This window comes from Vibrio sp. 3-2(1) (genome assembly GCF_963887575.1).
GTDB classification, from domain to species: Bacteria; Pseudomonadota; Gammaproteobacteria; order Enterobacterales; family Vibrionaceae; genus Vibrio; species Vibrio anguillarum.
In genome coordinates this window covers 21,765-47,328 of sequence record NZ_CAWPGB010000007.1, presented here as the reverse complement: position 1 = coordinate 47,328, position 25,564 = coordinate 21,765, and the positions used below count along the sequence as shown (strand labels likewise).

General features: G+C 40.7%; 22 protein-coding genes and 1 pseudogene. 11 read left to right on the top strand and 12 right to left on the bottom strand.

What is annotated here, in order from left to right:
- Positions 1-122: 122 nt before the first annotated feature.
- Both AACQ79_RS02165 and AACQ79_RS02160 read right to left on the bottom strand, forming a co-directional pair.
- Positions 123-797, bottom strand: a complete 675-nt coding sequence (locus AACQ79_RS02165) for an SMODS domain-containing nucleotidyltransferase (RefSeq protein ID WP_249339223.1) — start codon at positions 795-797, stop codon at positions 123-125.
- A 3-nt stretch (positions 798-800) separates the two neighbouring features.
- Positions 801-1,694, bottom strand: coding sequence for an SAVED domain-containing protein (locus AACQ79_RS02160; protein WP_170899667.1), 894 nt, complete (start codon positions 1,692-1,694; stop codon positions 801-803).
- 982 nt (positions 1,695-2,676) lie between these two features.
- Between AACQ79_RS02160 and AACQ79_RS02155 the strand changes: the two genes are divergently transcribed.
- From AACQ79_RS02155 to AACQ79_RS02135, 5 genes are all read left to right on the top strand, one after another.
- The gene (locus tag AACQ79_RS02155; RefSeq protein ID WP_170899668.1) at positions 2,677-3,954 is read left to right on the top strand and encodes a hypothetical protein; all 1,278 of its coding nucleotides are present in this window, start codon (positions 2,677-2,679) and stop codon (positions 3,952-3,954) included.
- Between the two features lie 2 nt (positions 3,955-3,956).
- Positions 3,957-4,352 carry a hypothetical protein gene (locus tag AACQ79_RS02150; protein ID WP_045591521.1) on the top strand — a complete coding sequence of 132 codons (396 nt, stop codon included), beginning with the start codon at positions 3,957-3,959 and terminating at the stop codon, positions 4,350-4,352.
- 584 nt (positions 4,353-4,936) lie between these two features.
- The gene (locus tag AACQ79_RS02145) at positions 4,937-6,289 is read left to right on the top strand and encodes an AAA family ATPase (RefSeq protein ID WP_170899666.1); all 1,353 of its coding nucleotides are present in this window, start codon (positions 4,937-4,939) and stop codon (positions 6,287-6,289) included.
- 5 nt (positions 6,290-6,294) lie between these two features.
- The gene (locus AACQ79_RS02140) at positions 6,295-7,155 is read left to right on the top strand and encodes a DUF4435 domain-containing protein (protein WP_170899665.1); all 861 of its coding nucleotides are present in this window, start codon (positions 6,295-6,297) and stop codon (positions 7,153-7,155) included.
- 159 nt (positions 7,156-7,314) lie between these two features.
- Complete coding sequence (locus AACQ79_RS02135; RefSeq protein ID WP_418612218.1) at positions 7,315-8,553, top strand: ISL3-like element ISVa10 family transposase; 1,239 nt, start codon at positions 7,315-7,317, stop codon at positions 8,551-8,553.
- A 283-nt stretch (positions 8,554-8,836) separates the two neighbouring features.
- Here AACQ79_RS02135 and AACQ79_RS02130 read toward each other — a convergent pair whose 3' ends face one another.
- From AACQ79_RS02130 to AACQ79_RS02115, 4 genes are all read right to left on the bottom strand, one after another.
- Entirely contained in the window at positions 8,837-9,262 is a 426-nt protein-coding gene (locus AACQ79_RS02130) for a hypothetical protein (protein WP_064624116.1), read from the bottom strand.
- Positions 9,243-10,169 (bottom strand): hypothetical protein, encoded by a 927-nt coding sequence (locus AACQ79_RS02125; protein WP_234942203.1) that lies wholly within the window; start codon positions 10,167-10,169, stop codon positions 9,243-9,245. Before AACQ79_RS02125 ends, AACQ79_RS02130 begins: the two co-directional genes overlap by 20 nt.
- 360 nt (positions 10,170-10,529) lie before the next feature.
- Positions 10,530-11,912, bottom strand: coding sequence for a DEAD/DEAH box helicase (locus AACQ79_RS02120; protein ID WP_064624118.1), 1,383 nt, complete (start codon positions 11,910-11,912; stop codon positions 10,530-10,532).
- The gene (locus AACQ79_RS02115) at positions 11,897-12,439 is read right to left on the bottom strand and encodes a hypothetical protein (RefSeq protein ID WP_064624120.1); all 543 of its coding nucleotides are present in this window, start codon (positions 12,437-12,439) and stop codon (positions 11,897-11,899) included. The genes AACQ79_RS02120 and AACQ79_RS02115 overlap by 16 nt, the downstream gene beginning before the upstream one ends.
- Before the next feature lie 101 nt (positions 12,440-12,540).
- Here AACQ79_RS02115 and AACQ79_RS02110 point away from each other — a divergent pair, with 101 nt between their 5' ends.
- A complete protein-coding gene (locus tag AACQ79_RS02110) occupies positions 12,541-12,858 on the top strand; it encodes a helix-turn-helix domain-containing protein (protein WP_017046120.1) in 318 nt (105 codons plus the stop codon).
- Positions 12,859-12,976: 118 nt separating this feature from the next.
- Here AACQ79_RS02110 and AACQ79_RS02105 read toward each other — a convergent pair whose 3' ends face one another.
- The 4 genes from AACQ79_RS02105 to gmtY all read right to left on the bottom strand — a co-directional run bounded on the left by AACQ79_RS02105 (position 12,977) and on the right by gmtY (position 19,759).
- Positions 12,977-13,228 carry a hypothetical protein gene (locus tag AACQ79_RS02105; protein WP_064624122.1) on the bottom strand — a complete coding sequence of 84 codons (252 nt, stop codon included), beginning with the start codon at positions 13,226-13,228 and terminating at the stop codon, positions 12,977-12,979.
- Between the two features lie 168 nt (positions 13,229-13,396).
- Positions 13,397-14,062 (bottom strand): gamma-mobile-trio protein GmtX, encoded by a 666-nt coding sequence (gene gmtX, locus AACQ79_RS02100; RefSeq protein ID WP_064624125.1) that lies wholly within the window; start codon positions 14,060-14,062, stop codon positions 13,397-13,399.
- A complete protein-coding gene (locus tag AACQ79_RS02095; RefSeq protein ID WP_170899664.1) occupies positions 14,049-18,326 on the bottom strand; it encodes a VPA1269 family protein in 4,278 nt (1,425 codons plus the stop codon). The genes gmtX and AACQ79_RS02095 overlap by 14 nt, the downstream gene beginning before the upstream one ends.
- The gene (gene gmtY / locus AACQ79_RS02090; protein ID WP_064624129.1) at positions 18,323-19,759 is read right to left on the bottom strand and encodes a gamma-mobile-trio recombinase GmtY; all 1,437 of its coding nucleotides are present in this window, start codon (positions 19,757-19,759) and stop codon (positions 18,323-18,325) included. Before gmtY ends, AACQ79_RS02095 begins: the two co-directional genes overlap by 4 nt.
- 151 nt (positions 19,760-19,910) lie before the next feature.
- Here gmtY and AACQ79_RS02085 point away from each other — a divergent pair.
- Positions 19,911-20,255: pseudogene (locus AACQ79_RS02085) on the top strand (MarC family protein); the annotation flags it as partial.
- Between the two features lie 75 nt (positions 20,256-20,330).
- Here AACQ79_RS02085 and AACQ79_RS02080 read toward each other — a convergent pair.
- A complete protein-coding gene (locus AACQ79_RS02080; protein ID WP_013855495.1) occupies positions 20,331-20,597 on the bottom strand; it encodes a DUF1145 domain-containing protein in 267 nt (88 codons plus the stop codon).
- On the bottom strand, positions 20,594-21,193 hold the full coding sequence (gene rsmD / locus AACQ79_RS02075) for a 16S rRNA (guanine(966)-N(2))-methyltransferase RsmD (RefSeq protein ID WP_026028287.1): 600 nt from the start codon (positions 21,191-21,193) through the stop codon (positions 20,594-20,596). Before rsmD ends, AACQ79_RS02080 begins: the two co-directional genes overlap by 4 nt.
- Before the next feature lie 206 nt (positions 21,194-21,399).
- On the opposite strand from rsmD, the gene ftsY reads away from it, so the two are divergent.
- The 4 genes from ftsY (at position 21,400) to rpoH (ending at position 25,342) form a co-directional block, all read left to right on the top strand.
- Positions 21,400-22,614, top strand: a complete 1,215-nt coding sequence (gene ftsY / locus AACQ79_RS02070; protein WP_170899663.1) for a signal recognition particle-docking protein FtsY — start codon at positions 21,400-21,402, stop codon at positions 22,612-22,614.
- Between the two features lie 62 nt (positions 22,615-22,676).
- Positions 22,677-23,351, top strand: a complete 675-nt coding sequence (gene ftsE / locus AACQ79_RS02065; protein WP_010316903.1) for a cell division ATP-binding protein FtsE — start codon at positions 22,677-22,679, stop codon at positions 23,349-23,351.
- A complete protein-coding gene (gene ftsX / locus AACQ79_RS02060; RefSeq protein ID WP_013855492.1) occupies positions 23,341-24,309 on the top strand; it encodes a permease-like cell division protein FtsX in 969 nt (322 codons plus the stop codon). The genes ftsE and ftsX overlap by 11 nt, the downstream gene beginning before the upstream one ends.
- Before the next feature lie 175 nt (positions 24,310-24,484).
- The gene (rpoH, locus tag AACQ79_RS02055) at positions 24,485-25,342 is read left to right on the top strand and encodes an RNA polymerase sigma factor RpoH (protein WP_013855491.1); all 858 of its coding nucleotides are present in this window, start codon (positions 24,485-24,487) and stop codon (positions 25,340-25,342) included.
- Positions 25,343-25,564: the final 222 nt, after the last annotated feature.

Genomic DNA, 25,564 nt, shown 5'->3' with positions numbered 1-25,564 from the left:
GCGCTGCTTCTAACTTAAATTCTGCGCTAAATAGTCGTCTTGTATGTTTTGTCATAATGTCACCTGTTAACTTATGAGGTGATGATATCACCTCTAACTAAGTGACCAAATTCACTATGCCACTACAGTACATCTTTGAATTCATCAGAGAGGGAGTCGTAAGAATCCATCACTTGATTGCCTAAAAGTGTAGTTAGAAGTATAGACTTACAAGAGAAGGTACATTTTATATCTCGTAAATACTTAAATAGACGTATTGTTTTTATAAGGTTGTTGCCGCCAGTAGTTTTGTTTTTATCTGCTATCCAAGCTTTATATGCTTCTGGATCGGTAGATTCATATTCGTTGGTAGAACGGTTGCAGATCGAATAAGTATACGTATCCAAGAGCCACTCTAGAGAGTCATCGACTATGCAGGGTACTAGGTCAATATGCATGTCATCAGCGTAGTCCAGGCTAATACAACGAGTGTTATAGTGGACTTTATCCTTATATGTAGGGTGCTTTTTAAAAACTTGATAGATGTTGGAAATGTACTCTTTGGGCTCCCATTCATCGTGTTTACTAACAAATATTACAACATCTGCGTCAAACTCACGCCCAGCAACAGGCTTTATAATAGTGCGGTGACCATAAGAGCCTTGAGATGAATAGTTTTTGTAGATACCACCAAATTGTTCTGAATCTTTAATGATGTTAGTAACTGCAGGAACGGCAACCTCAAGCTTATTGAGTCTTGTTTGATTGAGGTTAACCACATCATTTAATAAATGATTAAACGCTTTAATATGCTTCATAGACTATTGCTCTTCGAATTGGATCGAGTAGTTACTCATCGAGTCGAGTACTAAACACCAAGGATAACTTTGGGAATTTCGGTCAAAATGGTGGATCTTTTTAACGAATTGAAAGTGGTTTTGGTCAAATTCACCACCAAGACGCATAATGAATGAAGCTTGACCAGTAATAGTTAAGTGGACTTCCTTTAAGTTAGGAAAGGAGGGAATAGTTGAATTGATATAATTTCTAATACTTGACACAATTTCAACCTGAGCTACTTCAGAAAATAAATTGCCAACGCTCTTGTTATCTACCTCTAATTTTGAAACAGCATCTAAGCCAGCGTTATTCATGAAATTAACATGGTCGTTATCAAAAGAGATCTCAATTGATAGTCCCCATTTGATAACATCACTTGCCTCAACTCCATCTTTCAAAGTGAGTGTGACGTCGTCTTTTAGTCGAGTTCCGCGATCTCTAGCATCACGTGTATCTACCCATTTGCTTTTTTGAGGGCGCTTATTGTCTCTATTCCAACAATAATAATTTACGAGCCTACGATTTCCGGCTAGAAAACCTAAAACAAAACATTGTGGTACATGAGCTAAAGACCCTAAAGCTAAGGGTTTCATTGGCTCGTGCGTGTTCATGTTAGATAGCTTATTTAGCTTAAAATCTATTAACTGATCACGGGTACGTGCCAGCCAGTCGGTACTTGATTCATTAGCCTTTTGCTCCAAATACAGGTCATCATGCAAGCCCGCCTGATCTATTGTTGCTTCAAATTGGTCACACAATTTAGGTGCAGGGCTATTATGCAGTGATCGTAAATCGATACTTTTGGAACGTTTTGAGCTAGATGCTTCGCCGTTGACGCGTTCGTAAATCTCAATGCAGCAACCAATAGAAAACATCACAATTCCTATGATGTAACCGATATTAGTTAACATGCTACCAATTGACGAATTGTAGGGGTCGATAATAACGTTTAAGTCCCCGTAGCTAATGTTCACAACGAAGGAAACACCTAGTGTGAGTAGTATCAATTTGGAGGAAGAAGCCATTAAACAGCGCGCTGAAGAGAGACGCCTTTGAAATATAACGTATAGAAAATCTAAAAATTGATGGAACAAGATAAACCCCTAAAAATTCAACTTATAAACTTACAAATTGTGCTTACTGGATAGCATCTCGTTTGTCTGAAATAACATAGATTTATCTATTCACCTAAGTTATTGATAATTCAGTCAATGTGTAATCTGGATTGGGTACATATTTGTTGCAAATACGTAGGATTTACCCCTGTGATACAACGCGGGGATTTACGACGAATAGCATTAGAACAAAGGGTAACTTTTAGTAGGGCAAAGCTCATGAACAGAATACGAATGAGTAAAAGGTCTAAGCAACTTTGGGGCAGAAGTAATTCACGAAATAGATTGATTCGCAATTGTGCAAGACCCTCTTGCACAATTGGATACTAGATCTTTGTCCAACAGCCTGTTGGACAATTGGGGACATGTAGGAGTTGTTGCAAATTCTGCAACTACTGAGGATTCCTCGGTAGTTGCTCATTAGCTCATCCTATGGGTTATACAGTGGCTCCTGAAACGTTTTGGGGCATTTTCGTGTTACATGCCCCCGCCAGCATACATCTGGACAAAAGCTTCTTAGAACAATAACACAAATCAACTCTCACCAGATTAGAAAACTTAAGACCGCATTGCTCCATAAACACTGGGCAAATTTTTGCCTGTAAACTTTTGAGGTTATGATAAGACAACTTTAATACGTCAGATAAAATGCATGCCTATATACGATATTTTTGATAATACAAAACTCTATAGTTGTCCTTTTTGCAAAGACCCCATTACTTGTACTTGTTCATCATGCCACATGCGTCGTGAGTGGGAGAAAAGCTCAGCAGCATTGAAAACTGCTGAATCTCGCAATTTTGCACCACTTGGCACTTCCGTACCCAGCGTTCAATCGTCCCTACAGCCTGAACCAATTCAAGAAACGACAAAAGAAAAAGTTGAACGTCAGCGTAAAGAACGACTAGAACAATCGGAAAAAAATTGGGTAAAAATTCAAGACCAGCAAAAAAATACAGAAGAATTTATGCTGGGTTGGATGCAAAGCTCAGCAACTCAACCTCAAGCTCAGCTTTGGGCTAGTCTATTTAGTTCCGAAACAACTGAATCTCAGAAGCAATTAATTAAAATATGCAATGAACATCTTAATGAGCCAGTTCGTAAAGGTGAAATTGTCGTTATACCGTCTAGTAAGCCAGTAAAAGATAAAGATAAAAATCTGCTTTCCGAACTCATAGAAGAAGCAAAAATTGCTAGCCAAGAGTTGGGGAAGCTTCTTGATGCTGAAATTGCTACACTTAACCGTCATTTTGAGCTTTTCTCTTATGAACTCGATAAGAGAATTAGTGAAGACGGTATGCCAACGACCTATCACGCGCAAGTTTCACTTGGTGTTGGCGCAACTGCGGCATATGTAGAGCAGCATTTAAAAAATGTTAATAACGTCTTGTTAGAAATCAACGACCTCTATGTTTCACAAGTAGCAATGGCTAGCCGAACTGGTGGTGTCAACTACGGCTCATTTACCGCTGAGCGAGCTGAGTTGTTTAAGAAACTGGACGGTTCCTTTTCCATGTTATCCAAACGCAGTGTCAGTCTCCCTATTTATACGCAAGTCAAACGTAACTTAAAACTTTCAACCAAGTCGGTTGTACACAATGCCGATGAGATTCTGAAAAAAGGTTATGTCGGTAATCTGGGTAAGCGAATTGCTAATATTTCAATCGGAATTCAGGCGGCGAGAGGACTTGGTTACATAGGATTAACCATTGGCGCAATCAGTGGTTTAGATAACATTCATACTGCTTGCAGTATCGAAGATAATGGACAATGTGAAAAGACTGTCACAAGAGAAGTCGCGGGTTTTCTCGGTGGATGGTACGGAGGAGTTCAGGGTGGATCTATTGGTGTAGCCGCCGCATTACTTATTGTTGGAGTTACAGCATCTGCACCAGTTTTAGCTATCGCCGCTATTGGTGGAGCTATCACAGGTGGAGCTATAGGTGGTATTGCAGGCTCAACGGCAGGCAAGGCTGCTGGTGATGCTATTAACTTTATTTATGAATGGGTTACGGAGTAGATATGTCTAATGCTGCTTGGTGGGAGTTTTTGATTATGATTCCTGCAACAATTTTTGGATCCTATGCGATTGTTTGGTCTATTCCTGCGGTAATCATGAGTGCTGTTGTGTCATTAGGAAGTCTAAGGCATATTATTTTTATCGATAAGCAATTAGCCAAAAATCTTGATAAATATTATGACAACAATGGCTATATGCGTCCTCAATATCAAATGTCTTGGGCTATTGGTAGTCGCTGCTTTAATTATTGGTTTATGTATCCATTTATTCGTAATCGTGCAAATACAGACTCTAGAAAATTTAAATTCTTTATGTGGATTAACGCTCTAGGAATGTGGAGCTGGGTCGGTGTCTTTATATGCGTTACGTTGGCAAAGTATCTGGGGATAAAACCTTAGAAACCGCCATATACATTCTTTTATAAATATATATGGAACCTTACCCTAACTGGCAAAATGATATTACCGAGCTAGTTTCATCAGCTAGCTCGGTATTGGACAATTGTGAGTTTCAGGAATTCTAACATTAGCGATTAATGGATAACTTTTTATAAGGCAAATTTTCCAATTAATACGCCTTCGTACAGTGCGTACTGGCTTTGTTGCTTAAATCGATGGAAATAAATCAAGTGGTCGGCTTCTTAAGGGGTAGTTACCTCATACGTGCATAAAGTGCCAAATTTAACCGATAAGTCTCCAAATCATTCTCAATTAACTCGTATTTATTGAGTAGTTGAAACTTTGATAAACAAGATGAGTTTATGAGACGCGGCAATCAAGTAATCTAGCCCTAGATCTCGAAAAAATGCGTCTCAAAAAACGAACGATTTATGAGACAACCACCTACAAGCCTTGCAATTAAGACCTTTTATGGATTGTTGCCACTTTGCGTAGCTATGAGGTAACTACCCCCTTACAATTGTATTGCTCATTGCTTCATATCAGAAGTACAATCTGGTGAAAATAACAATGAGGAATCTGCAATGCTCGTCAAAGGCTTTAAGGGAAAAAACATCTTTGGATATCTAAATTTTGACATTAGTTTTCACAAAGATGTCAGCTTTCTGATTGGAATGAATGGATCAGGTAAGACTACAGCACTAAAACTAATGAGTGCACTTATAACAGCAAGTTTTAAAGATCTACTAAAAATCTCATTCGATAACATTAGTATCACTCTTGAAGATCGAGGAAAAGCAGTTAAAATTTACTGTAAAACAAAAGGAACTAATAAGTTGCTTGGTGTAACTGGTGTTTCAACACAAATTATATTCGATGCTCCATCGGAGGAAGAATTAAGTTTTTACAACCACCATGATGAAAAAATTGATGAAATGGTTCAGGATTTAATTCGACAAAATGTTAATTCACCAGTTATAGAAAGAATCTCAAAAATAAAAGCGCCTATATTTCTTGGATTAGATCGCCGTGCGAATGATATAAAAAATGGTTTAAATGATTATTTTTTTGAACGCCAATTGTGGCTTACGAAAAAGAAAAGCACCAACGCAGCAAAACGACTAATAACGGGCTCTCTAGGAACTAGTTTAATGGAGACGGAATTATTAGTACAAAACACATATCGAAGAATTAGAGAGTTGGAGCAGGCTCAATCTCACAAACTGCGTGATAGTATTTTGATGTCGGCATTCCAATACCATGGTTTAGATTTAGACACTACTTCAAACGATGAAATTAATAACTGGAGAGAAAAGCAAGGTCTTGTCCAGCGTCGTAATGAAATCAAAGACGCATTGGCAAATATCGGATTGAAAAATTCATCCGTTAGTGATGAAGTAGATAGCTTTTTTGAAAAGGTAAATTTATTATTTGAAGAACTACAAACGTTTAATAAAGGATTAACGGTTGAATGGCTATTAAATAAAGCGCAAGTTGACAGGATGGCTAAAATAGTTGAAATCATTGATGAACATAACACAAAGCTAGAAAAACTATTTGATCCTATCAATAATTTCATTAACACAATAAATGTTTTCTATAAGGACTCTAACAAACAACTAAAAGTTAACGCTGTTGGGCAACTGTTAGTTATGAGACCTGACGCTAAGCAATGTACAATTGAGGGTTTGTCCTCAGGTGAACGTCAACTCTTGATAATATTTGCGCACGCATTCTTTAATAGTAGCGGCGGAAAGTCCGTCTTCATTGTAGACGAGCCAGAACTATCACTACACTTAGGTTGGCAAGAGAAGTTTACGGAAACAATCTTTAGCATCGATAAGAACACTCAATTTATTCTAGCTACACACTCACCTGAAATCGTCTCCAATCATGTGGATAAGGCAATTTTCTGTAGACAGAATGAAGAGGTGTAGTAAATATGTTGCAACGTAGTACAGATGCTAGAACAACAAAAGCCTTATTTTTTCAGCATCTTAATGACATTGATATCTATGTAGAAGACACCGCCTATGGGTATGAGAAGTTATTAACTTCAGTGTTCTCAAGACTGTTGGCAGGGAAATATAAAGTTGGAAAAGTATTCCCATTAGGTTCAAGAAAAGAAGTTTTAAAACAATATGAACATAAAATATCTAAAATATCGAGGCCCACTCTATATGTGGTAGATGGCGATTTATTTATTCTAAGCGGTGATTCGATTAAAAATAAGAATGGATTATATAAATTTCCATTTTACTGCTTTGAGAATTTGATCTGTCAAGAACAAGCAATATTAGACGTTTTAAACGAAGAAGAAGTAGTATTGTATCGTGATGAAATTGAAGAGAGGTTCAATTTTACTGAGTGGAACGTAAATAACGTTGAACATCTATTCGAGCTGTTTTTGACATACGCGACAGTTATGGTTTTAAAGCCAACTATCCAGACTGTTGGCTTGGGTGTTAAACCATTTATTTCGGACAAATACGGAAATATCTCAGCTGAGAAACTACGAAACCGTATCGATGACCTACAAAAAGAATTGACTGAAGAATTCGGAGAACAAACCGTTAGTAAGGCAACTATTGCGATTAAGCAACGATTCGATACTATGAATTGTTCAAAATTTGACGTAATTTCTGGTAAAGACTATCTTTTCCCGTTACTAAAATTAAGAGCAAAAAGTGTTGTTTCAACGCGGATTAGCGATCTTAATTTCAAGCTACGTTTAACAAACAAAGCAGCTTTAGAACCGATTTCTGAATGTGAACAGTTTATTGCGGCTCCAGTAGCTGCTTAGAATTTCCCCCGTTATACAGCCAGGGGATTTACAACGAACACCATTGGATGGATAACTTTTAGGGCTCTTCTCCGCTTTCATGAGTCTGTATGCACAGGCTCATTCATCATAATTACATGATTTATAATGCTTATTTTAAAAATAAGTCAGTAGTCTATTTTGTCGTCTTTGTCTTCCTCGTTATTTAGCTTTAAAGGCCAGTGTGTTGAATCTTGTTCAATAGAAGAAATGTCCCAAGGCGTACTCGTTCGCTGTCGTCGAGATCGTAGGTATAAAGTCAAAGAGCCAATATCAGGGACTTCCTGCACCGTCGATCACTACGTTAAAAGACGTCTTCAAGATTTACCTGTGAGTGGGCGACCTTGTACGATTGAGGTTGAGCTGGCTAAAACTAGAGACAAAGAAGGACGAAGGTTGATCGAAGAGACTGAATATGTGGCTAAAGGTGGTCGTTATACCGCTCGCTTTTGCAAGTTCATCAGTGGGTTATGTCGCCATATGAGCATACATGCCGTCTCTCAACATTTAGGAATCCGCTGGGAAACAGTAAAAAATATCGATAGGGAATACTTGCGTTCAAGCCTACCAGCATTAGACCCCGAGAAACTGAATAACTTGGTTCATATTGGCGTCGATGAAGTTGCCAGAGCCAAGAGACACGATTATATGACGGTTGTTTATGACCTCGTCTCTGGGCATTTAATTTGGGTTGAACATGGCCGAAAAGCAGAAGTTCTGATCTCCTTCTTTGAGCAACTATCAGAAGAAACCAAATCAGGAATCAAAGCAGTATCAATGGATATGGGCCAGTCTTACCAGTCGGCGGTCAGGAAAATGCTTCCCAATGCTGATATTGTTTTTGACCGATTTCATGTCATGCAGAACTACTGCATCTTAATCAAAAAAGAGAGAGCAAAAGCTTTTAGAAATGGCTCTCACGACGAAAAAAAAATGTTGAAAGGAACGCTCTTCCTCCTACTGAAAAACGCTCACAAATTGGATGATAGACAGTCTGACAGACTTGATGACTTACTTGAGAGCAACAAGACTTTGTGCGTTGTTTACATGCTCAAAGAGCAGCTACAAGCCATATGGGATGAACCCGATTACGAAACAATGGTGGCAGCTCTAGAAGCTTGGTGTCGTCTTGCCAAATCGACCAGAATACTTTCCTTAATTAATTTTGCCGATGCTTTATTGGAAAGAAAAGTGGGTATTTGTAACTACGGAAAATACAAACTGACTAACGCTCGGGTAGAAGCAGGTAATGTCTCGATTGGCTTACTCAGACGAAGGGCAAGAGGGGTGAGAGATACAGACTATTTCAAATTGAAGATCAGACAAACATCGGTTCCCGATACACACTCAACTTTTTACCCAAATATCAAGCTCACCTAAGCGGAGAAGAGCCCTTTTAGTAGGGCAAAGCCCGTGAATAGGATGTGAATGAGTATTTACCCTGGCTGATAATGGGGCAGAAATGAGCTTACCAACATTGTCCTATTTGATCCCAATCAGCAAAGAAAACACTGCTTCTATAAGAACTATGCTTTCTTTCAGTTCACCCACGTAATCTTAGAGATTAACTATTAAGGTAGGTATTACACTTTTAAGAACTTATAACAAACCATATTGCCCTCCTACAAATGCAATTGATGCTTTAGTACTTTTAGTTCCATCATTACTGGCCGTTTCGTGTATAAACATCAATGTCAGAACGCCATGGTGCCGAAGCAGAAATAGTTTTTTCCAATGCATACCCATTAGTTACCAAGTGTTCGGCCATTAGCGGTTTTAGAAAAATACCCATGGCTAAAGAAAGTGAAACAGCAATGATAGGTATGTATATGCCTATCGCCTTTCTCATGGGCCGTGAAAGCTTCATTCTTGTCTTAAAAAATAATGAATACGTGCCTACGATAACAATACTTAGAATCCAAAATAGGATGGGGGAAATAGCAAAAAAATAGCTTAACTCTATGGTTTTACTACTAAGTTTATAAACATTCAAAAGGTCTTCTAAACTCAAGTAAAGTGCAAAGGGTAAACCAATTAAACTCACTAATGCACCGTATGAATATATAAGCTTATTCGCTATTTGTGGCATTTTTCAATCCTTCAACGATAGCATCTTCAATTTTAAATGATTCCCAAATTTCATTTATTGCCCAATCAACACCAACCCACAGGACAACACCTGCTAATATCGGTAGAGCAATACCCAAACCTACAGTTAAGCTAACCACATAAGCACTAGTAGAAAGAACGGTCATAGCTTTGAAAAAATCACTGCCAACATGCCCAAACCAATCAACTAAATGATAATCATCATTAAATACTAATTCGTTTGTGTTTATTCCGGCGGAGATAATCATGCTTAACACCGCTCCTTTTTTAAAGCCATTCACAGTATCTTTTGCCAAAACACCTAATTGTTTTACCGTTGGATTAGATATTGGATATGGATGGTTTTTCTTTATATTTAAACCATTAACAACTGCATAGTGCATTTTTTTATCATTCCAAAGGCTAGATATGATGATTTTTTCCTTGCCTTTAGCATCTAAGTATTGTTTGACGGTCACCCCTAAACCACCCAGAGCTTTTGTTACTTTTGTAGCAGCAACAAGGCCAACACCGATATCAAATTTAGAATGAATCTCTTCTAACAATTTCAATGTTTTAGTGCCAATAGTTTCACCATCTATATTTTTTTGCTGCCAAATGTTTATCGCGCATTTAGCTGCATCATCGACAGTGAAAATGCAAACCTGTGTATGTCGTTTCTCTAAATAGGCTTTTAAATCTTCCTTTAGATCTTTATTCCATTCTTTCTCTGTAAGATCATAAGCAGCTTGAGCTTGTCGAGCTAATTGGTCCGCTCGTTGCGCGGCGTAACGCTCTTTATTGGCTTGTACATATTTCCAATTCTTTTCACGCTGTGCAAGGTTTTGCCTACTTTGTGCTTCTAGCCTTTCTTTCATCGTCATTTTAGGCAGTTCAGGTTCAAGCATTGGTTGCATACTTGGAATTGCAGCTCCCGATGAACTGAAATTGTTAGCTTCAGCGACATTAAGTGCGGCACTGCTTCTATCCCATTCTCTTTGGTTATAGCAGGATGCGCAATTGCAGGTTCTTTCCAAAATGGACAACAATAAGAACGCTGTTTGTCAAACATAGGGATGATGTACTGTCATTATTTAGGATTGCCTATGATAACCCAAAAAAATCACAGGCAAAAACTTGCCCAGCATCTTGTTGTACAATTGAAATTTAAGTTTAAGCTTAGTAACCGACTGATATATAATACCTTTATACATCATTAATTGCAGACCAAACAAAGTAGAAACTCCACCTCCATTATCGGTCAAAAACTACACAAATGCAGCTATAACTCGCTGCTTAAAGCGCCCTAAATGTAATTCATCAAAGGGCTCATTTGAGCCATCAACTGACGTTCCATTTTTAATTGAAGAGTTCCAATCCAGAGTGGGGACGAGTATGTCACTCTGTTCAGAAGTGGCCGATTGCAGTGAGCGGATATTTGAACCGTCGATATGGAAAGCTTCATTTTGGCCCATTTTCGCAAACAGACAGGTTTCGGGTATATCTTGCTCAATGCGTTCGGAATATTCGATAAGGCTTTGCTCTGCAAAAGTGAACAGCCAAGCTTCTTGGTTCGGCTCATCGTTCACTCTCAAAATACGGCCAAGTACTTGCCTAAAGTACAATTCGGTTTTCACTGAGCTGATATGGCAACAAACTTGCAATCTTGGGATATCGGTCCCCTCACTAATCATACCGACACTGACAATCCACTCGGTATTACCATGACGGTAAGCATTGATTTCAGACAGCGGCTCATCATGACGATAGGTAACAATCGCAGCCGATTGATGAAACTGAGTCACTAATATTTTTTGGATTTTCTTTGCATGTTGTACCGACGCCGCCACAACTAACCCTCCGGCATTGGGTGATTCCAGACGAATACTCGCCAGTTTGTTACAGCCCAAACCAAGGAGATATTCCATCGCTTCATCATTATGGATGATGCTCTGGTATGACGTTTTTGTCTGTTTCAGTAACTCTAATATAGAAGAAAACGATTGAACCTCTTTGCTACCAGTAATGGTGAGATGTTCGTTATCCACCAAAACAATCTTTGGTGAACGGCACACTCTGTCTTCAATCGCCTGTTTCAAGCTGTATTGATAATCGACGAGCAGTTGGCCATCAGGGTCACTGTATTCCGCCATCACAATCGGTAAGGAATCCGAGCGCCATGGCGTTCCAGATAGCGCTAACGTATAAGTGGCGAGCCCTTGAACTTTGGAGAGTATTTGCTGCCCCCATGCATTCGCGCCTTCCATTTCAGATCCTGAACAATGATGGATTTCATCAAATACGACAAACACTCGGTATTTAGTCAGGATCCGCCAAAATTCATCATTTAAAAATTGAATGGATTGATAGGTCAGTGATTGCCCAATGGAGCCTAAGCCTCCATTGAACGTACAATGTAATGTCTTGGAGAAGGTTCTTTTTATACTGTCGGCCACACTGAGCGTTGGGGAGAAGCACAACACCAAGTCAATTAAGTTGCCCGCCAATAAGCGTTTAGCAATTTCGGCGGCTAGGATAGTTTTACCGGCCCCCGGGGTTGCTTGACAGAAAAAATGAGACTGTTCGCCTTGATACTTTGTTAACGCTCTCATCGCACAGTCTCTTTGCCAATCTCTTAACATCGAGCGCATCCTTCTGATAACGACGTTAGTACATTGGTTAATACATTGATTTTACCCAGTAATAATGCGGAACGTTCTCTCGCTATCTTAAGCAGTGGTGTGATTTGAGTACTCAATTCAGGAAAACGTTGACTCAACGACTGATATTCTTCTATTTCACCGAGAATAATTTCTAACTCCCCCTGATGTTCACCACGCTCTGTCATCAAGACCGAGTATCCATCCATGGTTGAAGTTGACGGTTTGGAAATCCGAACTTTAGGCGATGAGCTCTCTCGGCAGATTATATCGAGTCCTCGAAAGAGTTCGGTTTGGAAATACTTTTTTTGCCTTCCGATCCCTTCACAACTTAGCCAACCTTTTTTCTCAAGTACTAAAATTTGACGATAAATGAACTTCCGGGCTTCTTCAGGATCGGGATCAACACCTTCAAGCAACAGCAATGCATCTCGAATTTCCACAACCGAAAAATTATCCATCTGTTTTTCAATCAACAGTTGATGCATAAACGCATTCATTTTTTGAGAACGATTCATTGACTATTCTAAAACCATAAAACTAAGGATTGCTTAGTATACATAAATCAGTAAAACTAAGAAAATCTTAGTTACATTGAGCCTAGAGATATGAATCCTAAGTGTCGTTCGACAACCCAATCCCAATACGCCTCAAAGAAGCGCGTAAAAAAGCCAAGCTCTCACAAAAAATGTTGGGAGTTCGCATAGGTATGGATGAAAGTTCAGCTAGTCCTAGGATGAATCAATACGAAAAGGGAAAACACACACCTGACGTCCACACGCTTAAGCTGATTGCTGATGAGCTTGGGGTACCACTAAGTTACTTTTTCTGTGAGGATGATATTTCAGCTGAGCTCGTTTGCTTGATCTCAAAAATGAGTAAAGATGAAAAGGTACAGCTAGCCTTAGAAATAAGTAAGCACTTAAACACTATATGAGCGCTTAATATTCTCCGAGGAGAGGGAGTCCATACATCTTAGGAGGGCAGCACTTGGTAACAGGTGTCGTCTACCCGACAGAAGTGCGTCAGGTGTGAGCTGGTTTAAATCACCATCCTTAAAATGGATGGTGCTCTTCTTCATACGCTTCAAGCCAAGTAACCAGCTTTTCAAGTTCGTTACCTTCAGGTGTGCTAGGTTCAGCCAGATCAAACAGGGATTCAATTCTCTTCAATGCGGCTTTATAGTCGCTTTCTGACGGTTCTAGTCCCAGCTCATTCCATGAAACTGTTGCAAGTTCATCAGTATGGGCAGTATCAGGCGCAATGCCCTTAATCAGTTCTTTTTCTGATAACATTTTCTTGCTCATAGTCGTTTCCCTTGTAGGAGAGGAATAAAGGGGTGAACAAGTCACCCCAAGGATACGAACTATATTGTCTTCCGACATCTAATCCACATGACACGTAGCTCATTACGAATTCGTAATTCTTAGGTGTTATTTTCTGTTTCTGTTCCCGAAGTTAGCCACTCCTGCTCATTAATAGCTCTCACCATAGACATCTAGAATTTTTTCTATAGCTTGGACAAAACCCGGTTTAAAAATTACTTTGCCAGTGTTTAAGTCTTCAATTCTTCCGTGCTGCCCAACTATAAGCTCCTTCATTTTGAGGTAACTAGGGTCAATTGAAAACTTGAGGGAGTTTATTTCCGAAATCGTAAAATTTGTTTTTTGATGAAATGTTTGTGATTTTGAACTTAGATCCCCTTTGTTATATAGCTGAATTGGGACTTCAGCATTCAGCAAATCAGCTCTCAATTGGTTGACTTCAGCGAGTAGTTTGGACTTATCAGAGATCAAATCACGAACTAACCAACGTGCGGTTGAACTTTCAATATCGTCAACCCAACCATGCTCATTTCTCTTAGCAACAGGTAGCTTAGGCTTATCAATCGATTCAGCGTAGACTTTAATTAAGTCTTTATACAGATGACCTGTTTTGTTACGAATCGCACCGGTATTTGGACCTCCCTTGATAGTTGATATTGCCCCTATATTTGAAATCGAAAAATTTTTCTCACCTGATTGTAATTGCTCTAAACAAATTTCATTGATTAGCGCCAAACTCTTTTTTGATTTATTAGAGTTGGCTTTATTCAAGATTGCTTCATACGCTTCTCGAATATAATTTTTAGATGAGTTCATCAGTTTTAATCTCCAATTTAATCGAGTTTTCTAGTAGTGCTTTGATATCCTCTGATAGTGGTACTAGATCTGAATCGTCTGAACTACCCAACAAGTCTAATGGAAGTTCACCATCAAGCACTCGATTAATATTTCCCCATCCGTTTAGGCGAGCCAGCATCAGTTGTGTTATCTGGTTCCCAACATGCAATTGCATTTCTTCACTAAGTTTAAAAAGCTGTGGTTGCATATTGTTATTTGATAGCATCTTATCCAGACTCTGGCTTCTTCGCGGCAGGGCAGTCGTTGCGTTCGCTGATAAGAATATCTCTGCATTTTCACATACTTCAGCCAGAGCTCTATGCTTTGAAACCTCGCTAATGCTTATAGACAGCTTAGGAGCGTTCATAATCATTGGAATTTTACTATCTATCGACGCTACTTGATTGAGAAGTTGCAAAGACTGATCAACTAGCCTAAATATTGATAGGAAGTCACATGAGAGCATATCTAAACGGATTTGCTCACTTTCAAGCAAATTATTTAGTCGTTTTTGTTTCATTTTGACATCAGGAGGAACAATTTTACTGCTATCTTCTAATAAGAAAATCTCCTCATCTAGCGCCTCTATTTCAGCATTAATATGGAGCATCTTGTTCGATACATACTGTTTTGCCTCCGAAATTTCATTACCTTTGATTATTAATCCCACAACAAATGGAGCTCCTGTAACAAAATGTCTGCAACGAAAGCAGTTCTGGCACCCTAAGTACCCAGAAGGAACGGGGTTATACTCGGTTTTCGTCTTTGAATTTTTAGTTTCTTCCCGCTCCAACCCACCGTCGGAGCACCTAGTCGATCCATATGGGCAAAGGCCATAATCGAAAAACTGGATAGAAGCTTTAGGCCACTCCGGATCATGCAAAGCGGAATATACAGGGATTAATAACTCATCTTTATGGTTATGAATCCGATCCTCCATCAAGAGAGCATTTTTTTGATCTTGTGACCTTGCCAAAAGCCTTTTCTCACCAGCATCAAGTGTTTCAACTATGTCTAGGTGTTTGATTTTGGTGTAGTGCAAAGTCATGATTATTTGAGCATGACCTACGACCTTCATCAGAATATGTAAAGGGACTTCACCGTACAATACTAATGCTGTAATCAAACTCACACGCATCGTATGAGGAGTATATTTAGATGTGTAGCTTGAAGCAGATCTCTCTGCCAACGGAAAGTCAGGTTCTTGAATCTCATAGAGCACTTTAGCAAGTGCCCGCCCAAACACATTTTGCTTCATTGGCTGAAAAGTGCTTGTGTCTATATTACGATTTCCACCCGCCGGATTGCGAAATAAGAAACATTGGGTTCCGCGTTGCTTTAGCACTGAAATTGACGGCTTGTTTGTAGTAAAATCAACTTCAGTCCAACGTGTTGGTTCCTTAATCGGATTATATTTAGATTGCCAGTCTCTTAGTCTTATAATCCAAGGGATAGTGCACGTCGGAATGTAAGGTGAAACAAAAGGCTTTCCTGTTTTATTGGTGTTGGTGAACATTTCAATATTGTCGCCATTCTTATGCAGAACTCCGAGATTTGGCTTCTTTTGGCTGCCAGCAAGCGGGTTATCATTTTTTACCCACTCAAAGTCAGGAACAAGTTGTACTTTTTCATCCAAATTTATGGACTTATAACCTTTGTTAATAAGTTTGAATTCATCAGCTTCCCCCGAATCTAACCATAAAATCTGCTGACCTCGAGTAGGGAGGTTTAACAAACAATAAAGGCCGATAGTTCGTACCGGAGACCACATTTGATATACAGTAACTTTCGAGGTGCGTTGCCCCTTTATTTGCTTGCTTTTTTCTATAACACGCCAAACACAGTCAGGATCTTTTCTATCTATAACTGACTCATCAACGTCATACCAATCAGAGATGTTGAGTTCGTGGCCTACAGTAAGTTGCCTAAAGTTTTCACACCTAACTTGTTCACCACCTTCCTCGACAAACTCAGGTATTAGGTGCGACCTCGCTTTAACAACATATTCATATGGTAGCTCTGGCTTGGCCGTTCCAGCTGCCGCGACTGAATCTGAAACAATGGAAACATTTAAGTAAGGGATACGATACAAGTTAAAACTTGGGACTGGAGTTCGCTCACCAGTGTCCTCATCTTCTAGGTAGAAAGCCTGTTCGAATACGTCTTTTAGAAAGCCAATAATCAAGTTTTTTTGACTATTATTCCGCTGACTTTCAGGCAGTGTATTGATGTAATCTTCCATGGATGGCTGTTCTTGCTTTCGCTCAAAAAAAGGTGCTACTGTATCTACTGCACCTATTTTTCGGATGAACGGTAGGGTGTATAGTAGATAGTGTACTAACCTTGTGCGATTCTGTTGCACACTGTATTTTAAACGCTCACAATAGCCCTTAACTAAATCCGCCCATACTGGCAATCCAACGTCAATAAGTGGTTGATATTCAGTGGGTTCCCAAAAAATGTCTTTAGCATTTTTATATCCATCGATGGAATTTGGATGTACTTTTAATCTTTCGTGGCTCCTTGCGTGCCTTTTGTACTCAATCATATTTTTGATGCGATTGTCTTGGCAGTACAGCTTGACCTCAGCAAGGTTGAAGTATTCGATCGCTAGGAACTCTCTGTAACTCTTAAATTTGTAGTACTTCGATGGGTCATAGGGCAATTGTTTGTTAACTAAAGCCAATTTTTTGTAATCGTCTCTGGACCACAAATTATTATCACTACAGAACTTTCTTGCCTCTTCCAATGAGTACTTTTTTAGAACCTCACGCCCATAAAAAGCATCCCAGCCCGGAAAATCTGTATAATACTTGTCCAAATTACTGTGAAGCAACGGATTTTGTTTGTAGTACTCTTGATATCCAAGCTTGGTTTTCTTTTCATCTGGTATGATTTTACAGGCGGAAGCTGATGCCTCCTGCCATGTAGCATAAAAATTTAAACCAACAAACTCACTCCAACTATTTAACCCATAGTATACAACTGCCTGTATAGGTAGCCTTTCATCTAAACCACAAATAGCTCTATATTCATCTTCTGTAATTTCAGCACTACCAAGCAACTTAATAGCACGAACTAGAGCAACCTCTCGAGAATAAAAATGTTTTCGACCTAAGTAAGACGGCCAATCAACTGGTTTATGGTATGTATAAAATGGATTGCTCGGTAACTTCGGATCGTTTTTGAAGTACTTCGCATATTGTGTTCTAGTTGGTTCAATAATCCCAAGTTCTTTGAAAATAACATCCGTTGCCACTTTTGCTTCTTCAAATGTTTGGTATTTATCAACAACTATTCCTCTACCAAGAAACTCAGAGTATGAGGTAAAGTCGTCGTAGTATCGTCTAGGATTTGATGGGAGCCGAGGGTCGTTCCAATATTCTCTCACATAGTCATTTGAAGTAGGATTAGTGATACCAAGCTCTTCAAACATACTAATTGCAGCAACAGATGCTTCTTTCACTGTGGGATACAGTTCAATAGGCTCAATACCAAAGAATTTTGCGAACGTAGTAAATTTACTATAATACTCCTCTGGCGCAGATGGTAACTTAGGGTCTTCTTTGTAGTGTTTTCTGTATAAAACTCTAGTTGGCTTTTCTATGCCAAGCTCTTCGAATAGTGCAATTATGGCAGTCGATGCTTCTTCTAGCGTTTTATATTTACCAATAGGCTCCTTTTTGCCAAGGTAATTTATCCATCTGAATTTCTTGAATACTTCTCGTGGGTCTGCGTGTAGCCTTGGATCTTTTTCGTAATGCTCAGTATACAGAGCCACCGTTGGCTCATTAATACCGAGTTTCTTAAAAAGCGCGGCTGCAGCAGCTTTGGCTTCTTTATAGGTTGGGTACTTTTCAACAGGTTTTCCTTTACCCAAATACTCATTCCATGTTTTGAAACTCTCATATCTACGAGGATCCGATGGGAGTCTAGGATCTTTTTTATAATTCTCTTTATATAACTCATAGGTTGGAGTACTTATGCCAAGTTTCTTGAATAGGGCAACATTGGCAGCTATTGCTTCTTCAATTGTTGAGTATTTCTGCACCATCTGCGCTTTGCCTGCATATGCTTGCCATGTGGTAAAGTCATCATAGCGGCGAGGATCTATCGGAAGCATAGGGTCTTTCTTATAATGTTTCTTGTATAGGTCAACAGTAGGAAAACTAATGCCTATACTTTTAAATAGCGCTATAGTGGCATCCGAAGCTTCTTTTAGTGTTTTATATCTCTCGCTCATAAAGTCCCCTTGAGTCGATTGAGTTTTTCTTTTGTTTCCATAAATGCTGAAATTTTGTTTTCTGCCTTATCCATTTCCGCGTTAATTTCTTCATGTGAGGGTTGAGCGTATTCTTCTTGAGAATGGATACTTCCATGGTGCATCACGGACTGAATGATATGGCGACTTAAGTTCATCTTTTTTAAGTCGTCCTTATATAAGTGACGTAAGCCGTGAGGTGTAGTCCCCTCACTTTTTGAACTTATTAGCCCAACTCTCTCTACAGCTCTTTTAAGGCCGTCTTCTATAGCTTTATAGGACAACGGGTTGCCGTCTTTGAGGTTTGAAAATGCAAAGGGATGAGATTGATTCTTAGGTGCTTGGTACTTCAAATATAACTGCCAATAAATCAAAAACATCTCAGCCGCTTGAGTATTATTAAAGTACGCAATCATGTAATTCTGATTTGGAATAAGCACAGGGTTTTTCCAGCCTGTATACAATGATTTGGGAGAGTTACGGTTGTTTCTTGGCAGCATGCTGTATTCTGTCATCAAATACTCAGCCCTTCGAGCATCGGGTCTATTATATTTTTTGCGCCATTCATCAGGAGCGAAACCCTTATCAGGGTGATGAACTTTAACTAGTGGTATTTTCTTATCTTTGCTCATATCACTTTTAGCGGGATCTACGGTGATATCTACAACGTATATATTTGGAACCTCAGAAATTCTTAACCCCGCATATCGCATGAGCATAAAAACAAGTACCTTAGCTAAATCTAGGCGATTTTGAGGAGGGTCAGATATTTTTGAACCACAGATAATAAAACTATCCTCCACTTCCAATGATTTATCTCTTGGGAATGTATAAGTGACTTGCTTGTTTTTAGGGCCTTGATGTTTAGCTATAGCACGAACATGCCCTGCTTGTTCCCTGGCTTTGGAATCATCGTAAGTGTGCTTCAAAAATGAGTTGTTCTTTCTATGATGATACGCTGCGAGATTCAGCATTTTTTCATAGGGGGTTGCACTTCGTATAGGATTGAGTAATGCAGATTCTTCTCCAGTTTCTACATATAACCAGTCAGAATACTCACTAATATATCTAATTAGTTTATTCGCGTGGTGTGGGCTACGCGGTTTCCAGCGCAATCCTATTGGGTCTGTTCCATCGACTTGAACGGTACCGCCATGGATTGCTACAGAAAATGCTTCAAACATTAGCCTAGGTGATCCATACACCCCTAATGTTGCTTGCCAATATTCTAGGAGTAGGCTCATGGCTAGAGCATTTTCGTGGTGCCAAGTTTTACCGCGACCGTTTTTTATTACCTGATATCGAAGAAAGGATTCAAGGATTGCACCGTTTAGAGAAACTACTCGAACCTTAATAGCTTTTAAGCCATCAATGGAAACCTGTCGGTTTCTACAAGTAATCGTAATTTTACCCATGTCATTGTCTCCTTTAATAATATTAAATATTATTTTATTAGGGGTATCTTTTTGTGGTGATTATTTAAGGTGAGTTCAGTATTTATGTCTAAACTCAACGAATGTAGTATAAATATCAAAAAAATATTACAAATTTTTAGGGGTATCTTTCATCTCGATTAAAATGATTTTCCCTAGTGCAGGTAGCATTACTGGATTAGCGGCGGGGGAAGAGCCCTTCATCGTACCGATGGCAATTCCGATGATCGCGGGTCCTTCAGTGATTGCGGCCTTACTGCTTCTTTCGACTCAGCACCCTGACAAACTCCTTGAGCTGTCAGCCTCTGTACTGCTCGCGTGGGGCGCCACTTTCATCATTTTGATGTTCTACGGTTTCTTCCACAAAGTGCTGGGTGAACGTGGTTTAAAAGCGGTCGAGCGTTTGATGGGATTATTGCTAGTTATGATCTCAACGCAAATGTTCTTAAATGGCGTAAAAAGCTATATGGGGCTGTGATTCGGGGATAAAAAAGCCGCCTATCGTGTGAACTTGAAGCGGCTTTTCCTATGTTGCTTTCTTTATGCCGTTAACTTACGTCATGTGTTTGCGGCGGATATCGAGCAGCGCGAAGACTCCAAATACCAGAATCGACCATTTTTCCCAACGGCTCATGCTGATCTTGTCACCAAACGCACCGATAAAAATCAGCATTTGTAGTCCGTGCATAATGAACAAAAATGCCGTCATAATATAAAGTGCAATCGCCGCTTTACCGGGGAACGGCATGAAGATATTCAGTAATAGAATCAACCAAACAAAAGCAATCGCCGCTTTTGCAAGTACCAGTAACACTCTCATTCCGAGCTCCTCTCAAATAGTCGATAACTGACTTGGCCTGCGTTTTTCTCACGGTGTAGATGCCAATTAGCAGGGATGCCTTCTAGCGCCAATTCTTTTTCCGTCTCAATATAAATTAGCGCTTCATCGGCAAGCCAGCCATTTTGTTCTAAAAGCGAGACGGCTTCGCTTAATAAGCCTTGGCGAAAAGGCGGGTCGATGAACACTACGTGGTGAGGCGTCCCTTGCTGCTTGAGAAAGGCCAGCGCATCACTATTTATCGCTCGTAAGTTGGTCGCGTTGAGCGCACCAATATTGTGTTCAAGCTGTTTGAATGCCGTCGGGTTGAGTTCAATCAGCGTCACGGATTCTGCTTGCCTTGAGGCGGCTTCAAACCCAAGGCTGCCAGAGCCTGCAAATAAATCTAAGCAGTGTGCACCAGGGATCTCCTGTGCTAACCAGTTAAAAAGAGTTTCTTTGACGCGATCCGTCGTGGGACGCAGACCTTGGGCATCATGAACAGGCAGTTTACGACCTCTCCATAAGCCACTAATAATGCGAACAAAGCCCGTTGAAGGCTTATTTTGTGATGAGTTTTGTTGGCGACGTCTTACCATAGATTTTTTGACCGCTAATAAAGTGATACTATACCCAATCTGCCAACCCGAAACGGGTTTGGTATAGCCATTGAATTTCAATAATGACAAAGTTTACCAATCTAATTGGAAAGTTTTCACTGCTTTGTCATTTTTCTTTTTCTTACGAGGGATAATCCTTCAAGAAAAGGGTCGTAGTTAGTTAGGTAGATCTAGGATATCCCCAGATGACGGAAAAAAAGAAACGTGGATTACTCTCTTGGCTCGGTTTTGGTGACGAAGAATCAAGTAAATCAACCAGCGAAACAGAACAAGTGCTTGAGCCATCTACGCTTGTAGAACCAGTTGATTCTGAGCAAGAACAAGAAACGACGGCAGTTGCTCAACCCAGCGAAGAGCCACACACTGCGCTAGCAGAAGCAGAAGCAGAAGCAGAAGCAGAAGCAGAAGCAGAAGCAGAAGCAGAAGCAGAAGCAGAAGCAGAAGCAGAAGCACGAATTCAAGAGCAAGAAAAACCCAGCGAGAGTTTTTTCGCACGCTTAAAACGCAGCCTTAGCCGAACCAAAGCCAATATTGGTGCGGGTTTCTTTGGTCTGTTTAAAGGCAAGAAAATTGATGATGAGCTGTTTGAAGAGCTGGAAGAGCAACTGCTGATTGCCGATGTTGGGATGGAGACCACACTCAAAATCATCAGCAATCTGACAGAAAAAGCCTCTCGCCACGCGTTGAAAGATGGAGAGGCACTCTACGGTTTACTGAAAGATGAAATGGCCGACATTTTGGCTAAAGTAGAGCAACCGTTAGTGATCGATAGCCAAAAAACGCCCTACGTTATTTTAATGGTCGGCGTCAACGGTGTAGGCAAAACGACCACGATAGGTAAGTTGGCCAAACAGTTTCAAGCTCAAGGTAAAAAAGTGATCTTAGCGGCGGGCGATACTTTTCGTGCTGCGGCTGTTGAGCAGTTGCAGGTGTGGGGCGAGCGTAACAACGTACCAGTAATTGCCCAGCACACTGGCGCAGACAGCGCATCAGTGATTTATGATGCGATTGAGGCCGCCAAAGCACGTGGCGTGGATGTGGTGATTGCCGATACCGCTGGTCGCTTGCAAAACAAGAGCAACCTCATGGAAGAGTTGCGTAAAATTGTGCGCGTCATGAAAAAAATTGATCAATCAGCGCCGCATGAAGTGATGCTGACGTTAGATGCCGCTACTGGGCAAAACGCCATCAGCCAAGCCAAACTCTTTAGTGAAGTGGCCCCGGTGACTGGGATCACCTTAACCAAGCTGGATGGCACGGCGAAAGGCGGCGTTATTTTTGCGCTGGCCGATCAGTTTGAAATTCCGATCCGCTTTATTGGGGTTGGTGAAGGGATTGACGATTTACGTCCGTTTGAAACGCAGCAATTTATTGAAGCTCTGTTTAGCCGCGAAGAGTAAGTGTGCGTGGGTGCTCAATGAGCACCTCATCATCCAATGGAGACTGGTGAGAGGAATAGCGAGTGATTAAGTTTCAACAAGTCAGCAAAGCGTATCGCGGAGGCCGTCAGGCGCTGCAAAAGGTCGACTTTCACCTACGCCGAGGAGAAATGGCGTTTTTGGGGGGGCACTCCGGAGCCGGTAAAAGTACCTTGTTGAAGTTAATCTGTGCGATTGAGCGTCCAACCGATGGGCGCATCAGCTTTAACGGTCACGATATTACGCGTATTCCCAATCAAGATATTCCCTTTTTACGCCGCAACATCGGCATTGTGTTTCAAGATCATCGCTTGCTGATGGACAGAACGGTTTACGACAATGTGGCATTGCCAATGCGCATTGAATCGATTTCAGAAAATGAAATTAAGCGTCGCGTCTCAGCCGCGCTGGATAAAACTGATCTATTAGACAAAGCACGCTGTTTACCGAGCCAACTTTCTGGGGGTGAGCAGCAACGAGTGGGTATCGCAAGAGCAGTCGTGAACCGACCTACCTTACTACTGGCCGATGAGCCTACGGGTAACTTAGACCCAGAGCTTTCTAACCGTGTGCTTAAACTGTTTGAAGAGTTTAACCGTGCCGGAGTCTCTATTTTGCTTGCGACGCACGACATCAGCTTAGTCAACACGCGTCCTCAATATCGTCATTTAGAACTTAACCAAGGTTTTTTAAGCGAGGTAGAAGACTATGGCCGTTAAGTCGTCGAATAAAAGGAACGCGAAAGCACGTGAACCGAAACGGGCCAAAACCGATAGTTTCTTAGCCATCCACTTTAAGCAGGCCAAGGCCTCATTTTCAAGTTTATGGTCACGCCCACTCGGCAATATTTTAACGCTCGCCGTTATTTCGATGGCGCTTGCGATGCCAGCCTGTATGTACCTGCTGAGCAAAAATATCGCGTCTGTAGCCAATAATGTCACCAGCCCTGCTCAGATCAGTGTCTATCTACATGAGCGCACACCTGAAGCACGAATTATGGTGTTGAAAGATGAGCTAGAAAGTTTGGCCGATGTCGCCAGCGTGGAGTACATCTCACCGCAGCAAGGATTGGATGACCTGAGTCAATACGCCGGGTTTGAACAAGCCATTAGTTTATTGGATGATTACGCTTTACCTGGCGTGCTTATTGTTACCCCGCAGGTTGAGCAGCAAGAGCAAATCAAAGCGCTGGCGAAAAAAATACAAGCAGAACAAGACGTCACGGATGTACGCTTGGATGAAGATTGGCTTGCTAGGTTAAACGCCATTCGAACTTTAGCGGCGATCATTGTCGCGAGTTTATCGGTATTGATGTTGGGCGCTGTATTTCTGATTGTGGGCAACACCTTGCGCTTTAACGTACAAGCCAATAAAGAAGAGATCCAAACCATGAAATTGATCGGTGCCACCGATCGCTACATTTTGCGCCCTTATCTCTATGCTGGCATGTGGTTTGGCTTGTTGGGCGCATTCGCCGCTTGGCTGTTAACCGCTTTTGTGACTATTTTATTGAACGGTGCCGTTGAAGATCTTGCCCTACTGTATGACAGCCGTTTTCGTCTTATTGGCCTAAGTTGGGATGAATCCTTACTGCTGTTGATGCTCGGTACTTTCTTAGGATGCGTAGCGGCAAAAGTATCTGCGCAGCGTCATTTAAAAGAAATTGAACCAGTTTAGTTGAATATTGTCGTATGTAGGCAATAACTGTTGGCTAGCTTTAGCCACAGCACTTGTATAGGCGACTTGTTTATGCATAATAGTTTCCCCTTGCTTGAATCTTGTTCATTTTAGGTTCAAGATTGTCGGGTTAAAAACATCCATTACTCCAGATCAGAAATTGATGAGGAATTGAATGACAAACCAAACGTATCAAATGGCTCTCGTTTCACAAGACAGCTTAGACAGCTACATTCGTTCAGTGAACAGCTACCCAATGCTGAGCGCGGAAGAAGAGCGGTCACTCGCAGAGCGATTACATTACAAAGGTGAAATTGAAGCGGCGAAAGGGTTGATCTTATCGCACCTTCGATTCGTTGTTCACGTTGCTCGTGGCTATTCTGGTTATGGCCTGCCCATGGCGGATTTAGTTCAGGAAGGCAATATTGGCTTAATGAAAGCGGTGAAGCGTTTCAACCCAGAAGTTGGGGTGAGACTGGTTTCCTTTGCTGTGCACTGGATCAAAGCTGAAATTCACGAATACGTGTTACGCAACTGGCGCATTGTAAAAATAGCGACCACGAAAGCGCAACGTAAGCTATTCTTCAACCTACGCAAATCGAAAAAGCGTTTAGGCTGGTTTAATAGCGGTGAAGTGGAAGCGGTTGCCCGTGAGTTGGGCGTTGACCCGGCTGAAGTGCGAGAAATGGAATCACGCTTAGCCGCGCAAGATGCCACCTTTGAAATGTCGGCGGAAGACGATGATTCGAGCTCTTCTTACACGGCACCTGTGCTTTATCTCGAAGATAAGCATTCAGATCTTGCGGATAACATTGAAGCGGCGAATTGGGAGCATCACACCAACAATCGTTTAAGCTTGGCGTTGGCTAGCTTAGATGAACGCAGTAAACATATTGTGCGCTCTCGTTGGTTGGATGATCAAAAAGCTACGCTACAAGAGTTAGCGGAAGAGTATGGTGTCTCAGCTGAGCGTATTCGTCAGCTAGAAAAAAATGCAATGAAGAAGCTAAAGGATGCTGTCGGCGAGTTCTAATCACTGACTCATTGTGAAGCGCATTAAAAACCGAGATCTTACGATCTCGGTTTTTTTATTTTTGATCACTTTAAGTGATCAAATTTCCAGCGCGCTGATTGTGGATAACTCTGTGACAAAATTATTCGTGAGCTGTCATCAAGTCGGTTAAATCAAGGCTTGAACACCGTTTTATATTTGGGGATATGTATTGTGTTACACACAGAAAAGTCAGGATCATCA

Coding starts and splice junctions, on each gene's coding strand:
- AACQ79_RS02145 (WP_170899666.1), top strand. CDS start 4,937: ATGCTCGTCAAAGGCTTTAAGGGAAAAAACATCTTTGGATATCTAAAT.
- AACQ79_RS02115 (WP_064624120.1), bottom strand. CDS start 12,439: ATGAATCGTTCTCAAAAAATGAATGCGTTTATGCATCAACTGTTGATT.
- AACQ79_RS02105 (WP_064624122.1), bottom strand. CDS start 13,228: ATGAGCAAGAAAATGTTATCAGAAAAAGAACTGATTAAGGGCATTGCG.
- ftsX (WP_013855492.1), top strand. CDS start 23,341: ATGGCCGTTAAGTCGTCGAATAAAAGGAACGCGAAAGCACGTGAACCG.
- AACQ79_RS02155 (WP_170899668.1), top strand. CDS start 2,677: ATGCGTCGTGAGTGGGAGAAAAGCTCAGCAGCATTGAAAACTGCTGAA.
- rsmD (WP_026028287.1), bottom strand. CDS start 21,193: ATGGTAAGACGTCGCCAACAAAACTCATCACAAAATAAGCCTTCAACG.
- AACQ79_RS02130 (WP_064624116.1), bottom strand. CDS start 9,262: ATGCCACAAATAGCGAATAAGCTTATATATTCATACGGTGCATTAGTG.
- AACQ79_RS02080 (WP_013855495.1), bottom strand. CDS start 20,597: ATGAGAGTGTTACTGGTACTTGCAAAAGCGGCGATTGCTTTTGTTTGG.
- AACQ79_RS02160 (WP_170899667.1), bottom strand. CDS start 1,694: ATGTTTTCTATTGGTTGCTGCATTGAGATTTACGAACGCGTCAACGGC.
- AACQ79_RS02125 (WP_234942203.1), bottom strand. CDS start 10,169: ATGCTTGAACCTGAACTGCCTAAAATGACGATGAAAGAAAGGCTAGAA.
- AACQ79_RS02120 (WP_064624118.1), bottom strand. CDS start 11,912: ATGCGCTCGATGTTAAGAGATTGGCAAAGAGACTGTGCGATGAGAGCG.
- rpoH (WP_013855491.1), top strand. CDS start 24,485: ATGACAAACCAAACGTATCAAATGGCTCTCGTTTCACAAGACAGCTTA.
- AACQ79_RS02140 (WP_170899665.1), top strand. CDS start 6,295: ATGTTGCAACGTAGTACAGATGCTAGAACAACAAAAGCCTTATTTTTT.
- ftsY (WP_170899663.1), top strand. CDS start 21,400: ATGACGGAAAAAAAGAAACGTGGATTACTCTCTTGGCTCGGTTTTGGT.
- AACQ79_RS02150 (WP_045591521.1), top strand. CDS start 3,957: ATGTCTAATGCTGCTTGGTGGGAGTTTTTGATTATGATTCCTGCAACA.
- gmtY (WP_064624129.1), bottom strand. CDS start 19,759: ATGGGTAAAATTACGATTACTTGTAGAAACCGACAGGTTTCCATTGAT.
- gmtX (WP_064624125.1), bottom strand. CDS start 14,062: ATGAACTCATCTAAAAATTATATTCGAGAAGCGTATGAAGCAATCTTG.
- AACQ79_RS02095 (WP_170899664.1), bottom strand. CDS start 18,326: ATGAGCGAGAGATATAAAACACTAAAAGAAGCTTCGGATGCCACTATA.
- AACQ79_RS02165 (WP_249339223.1), bottom strand. CDS start 797: ATGAAGCATATTAAAGCGTTTAATCATTTATTAAATGATGTGGTTAAC.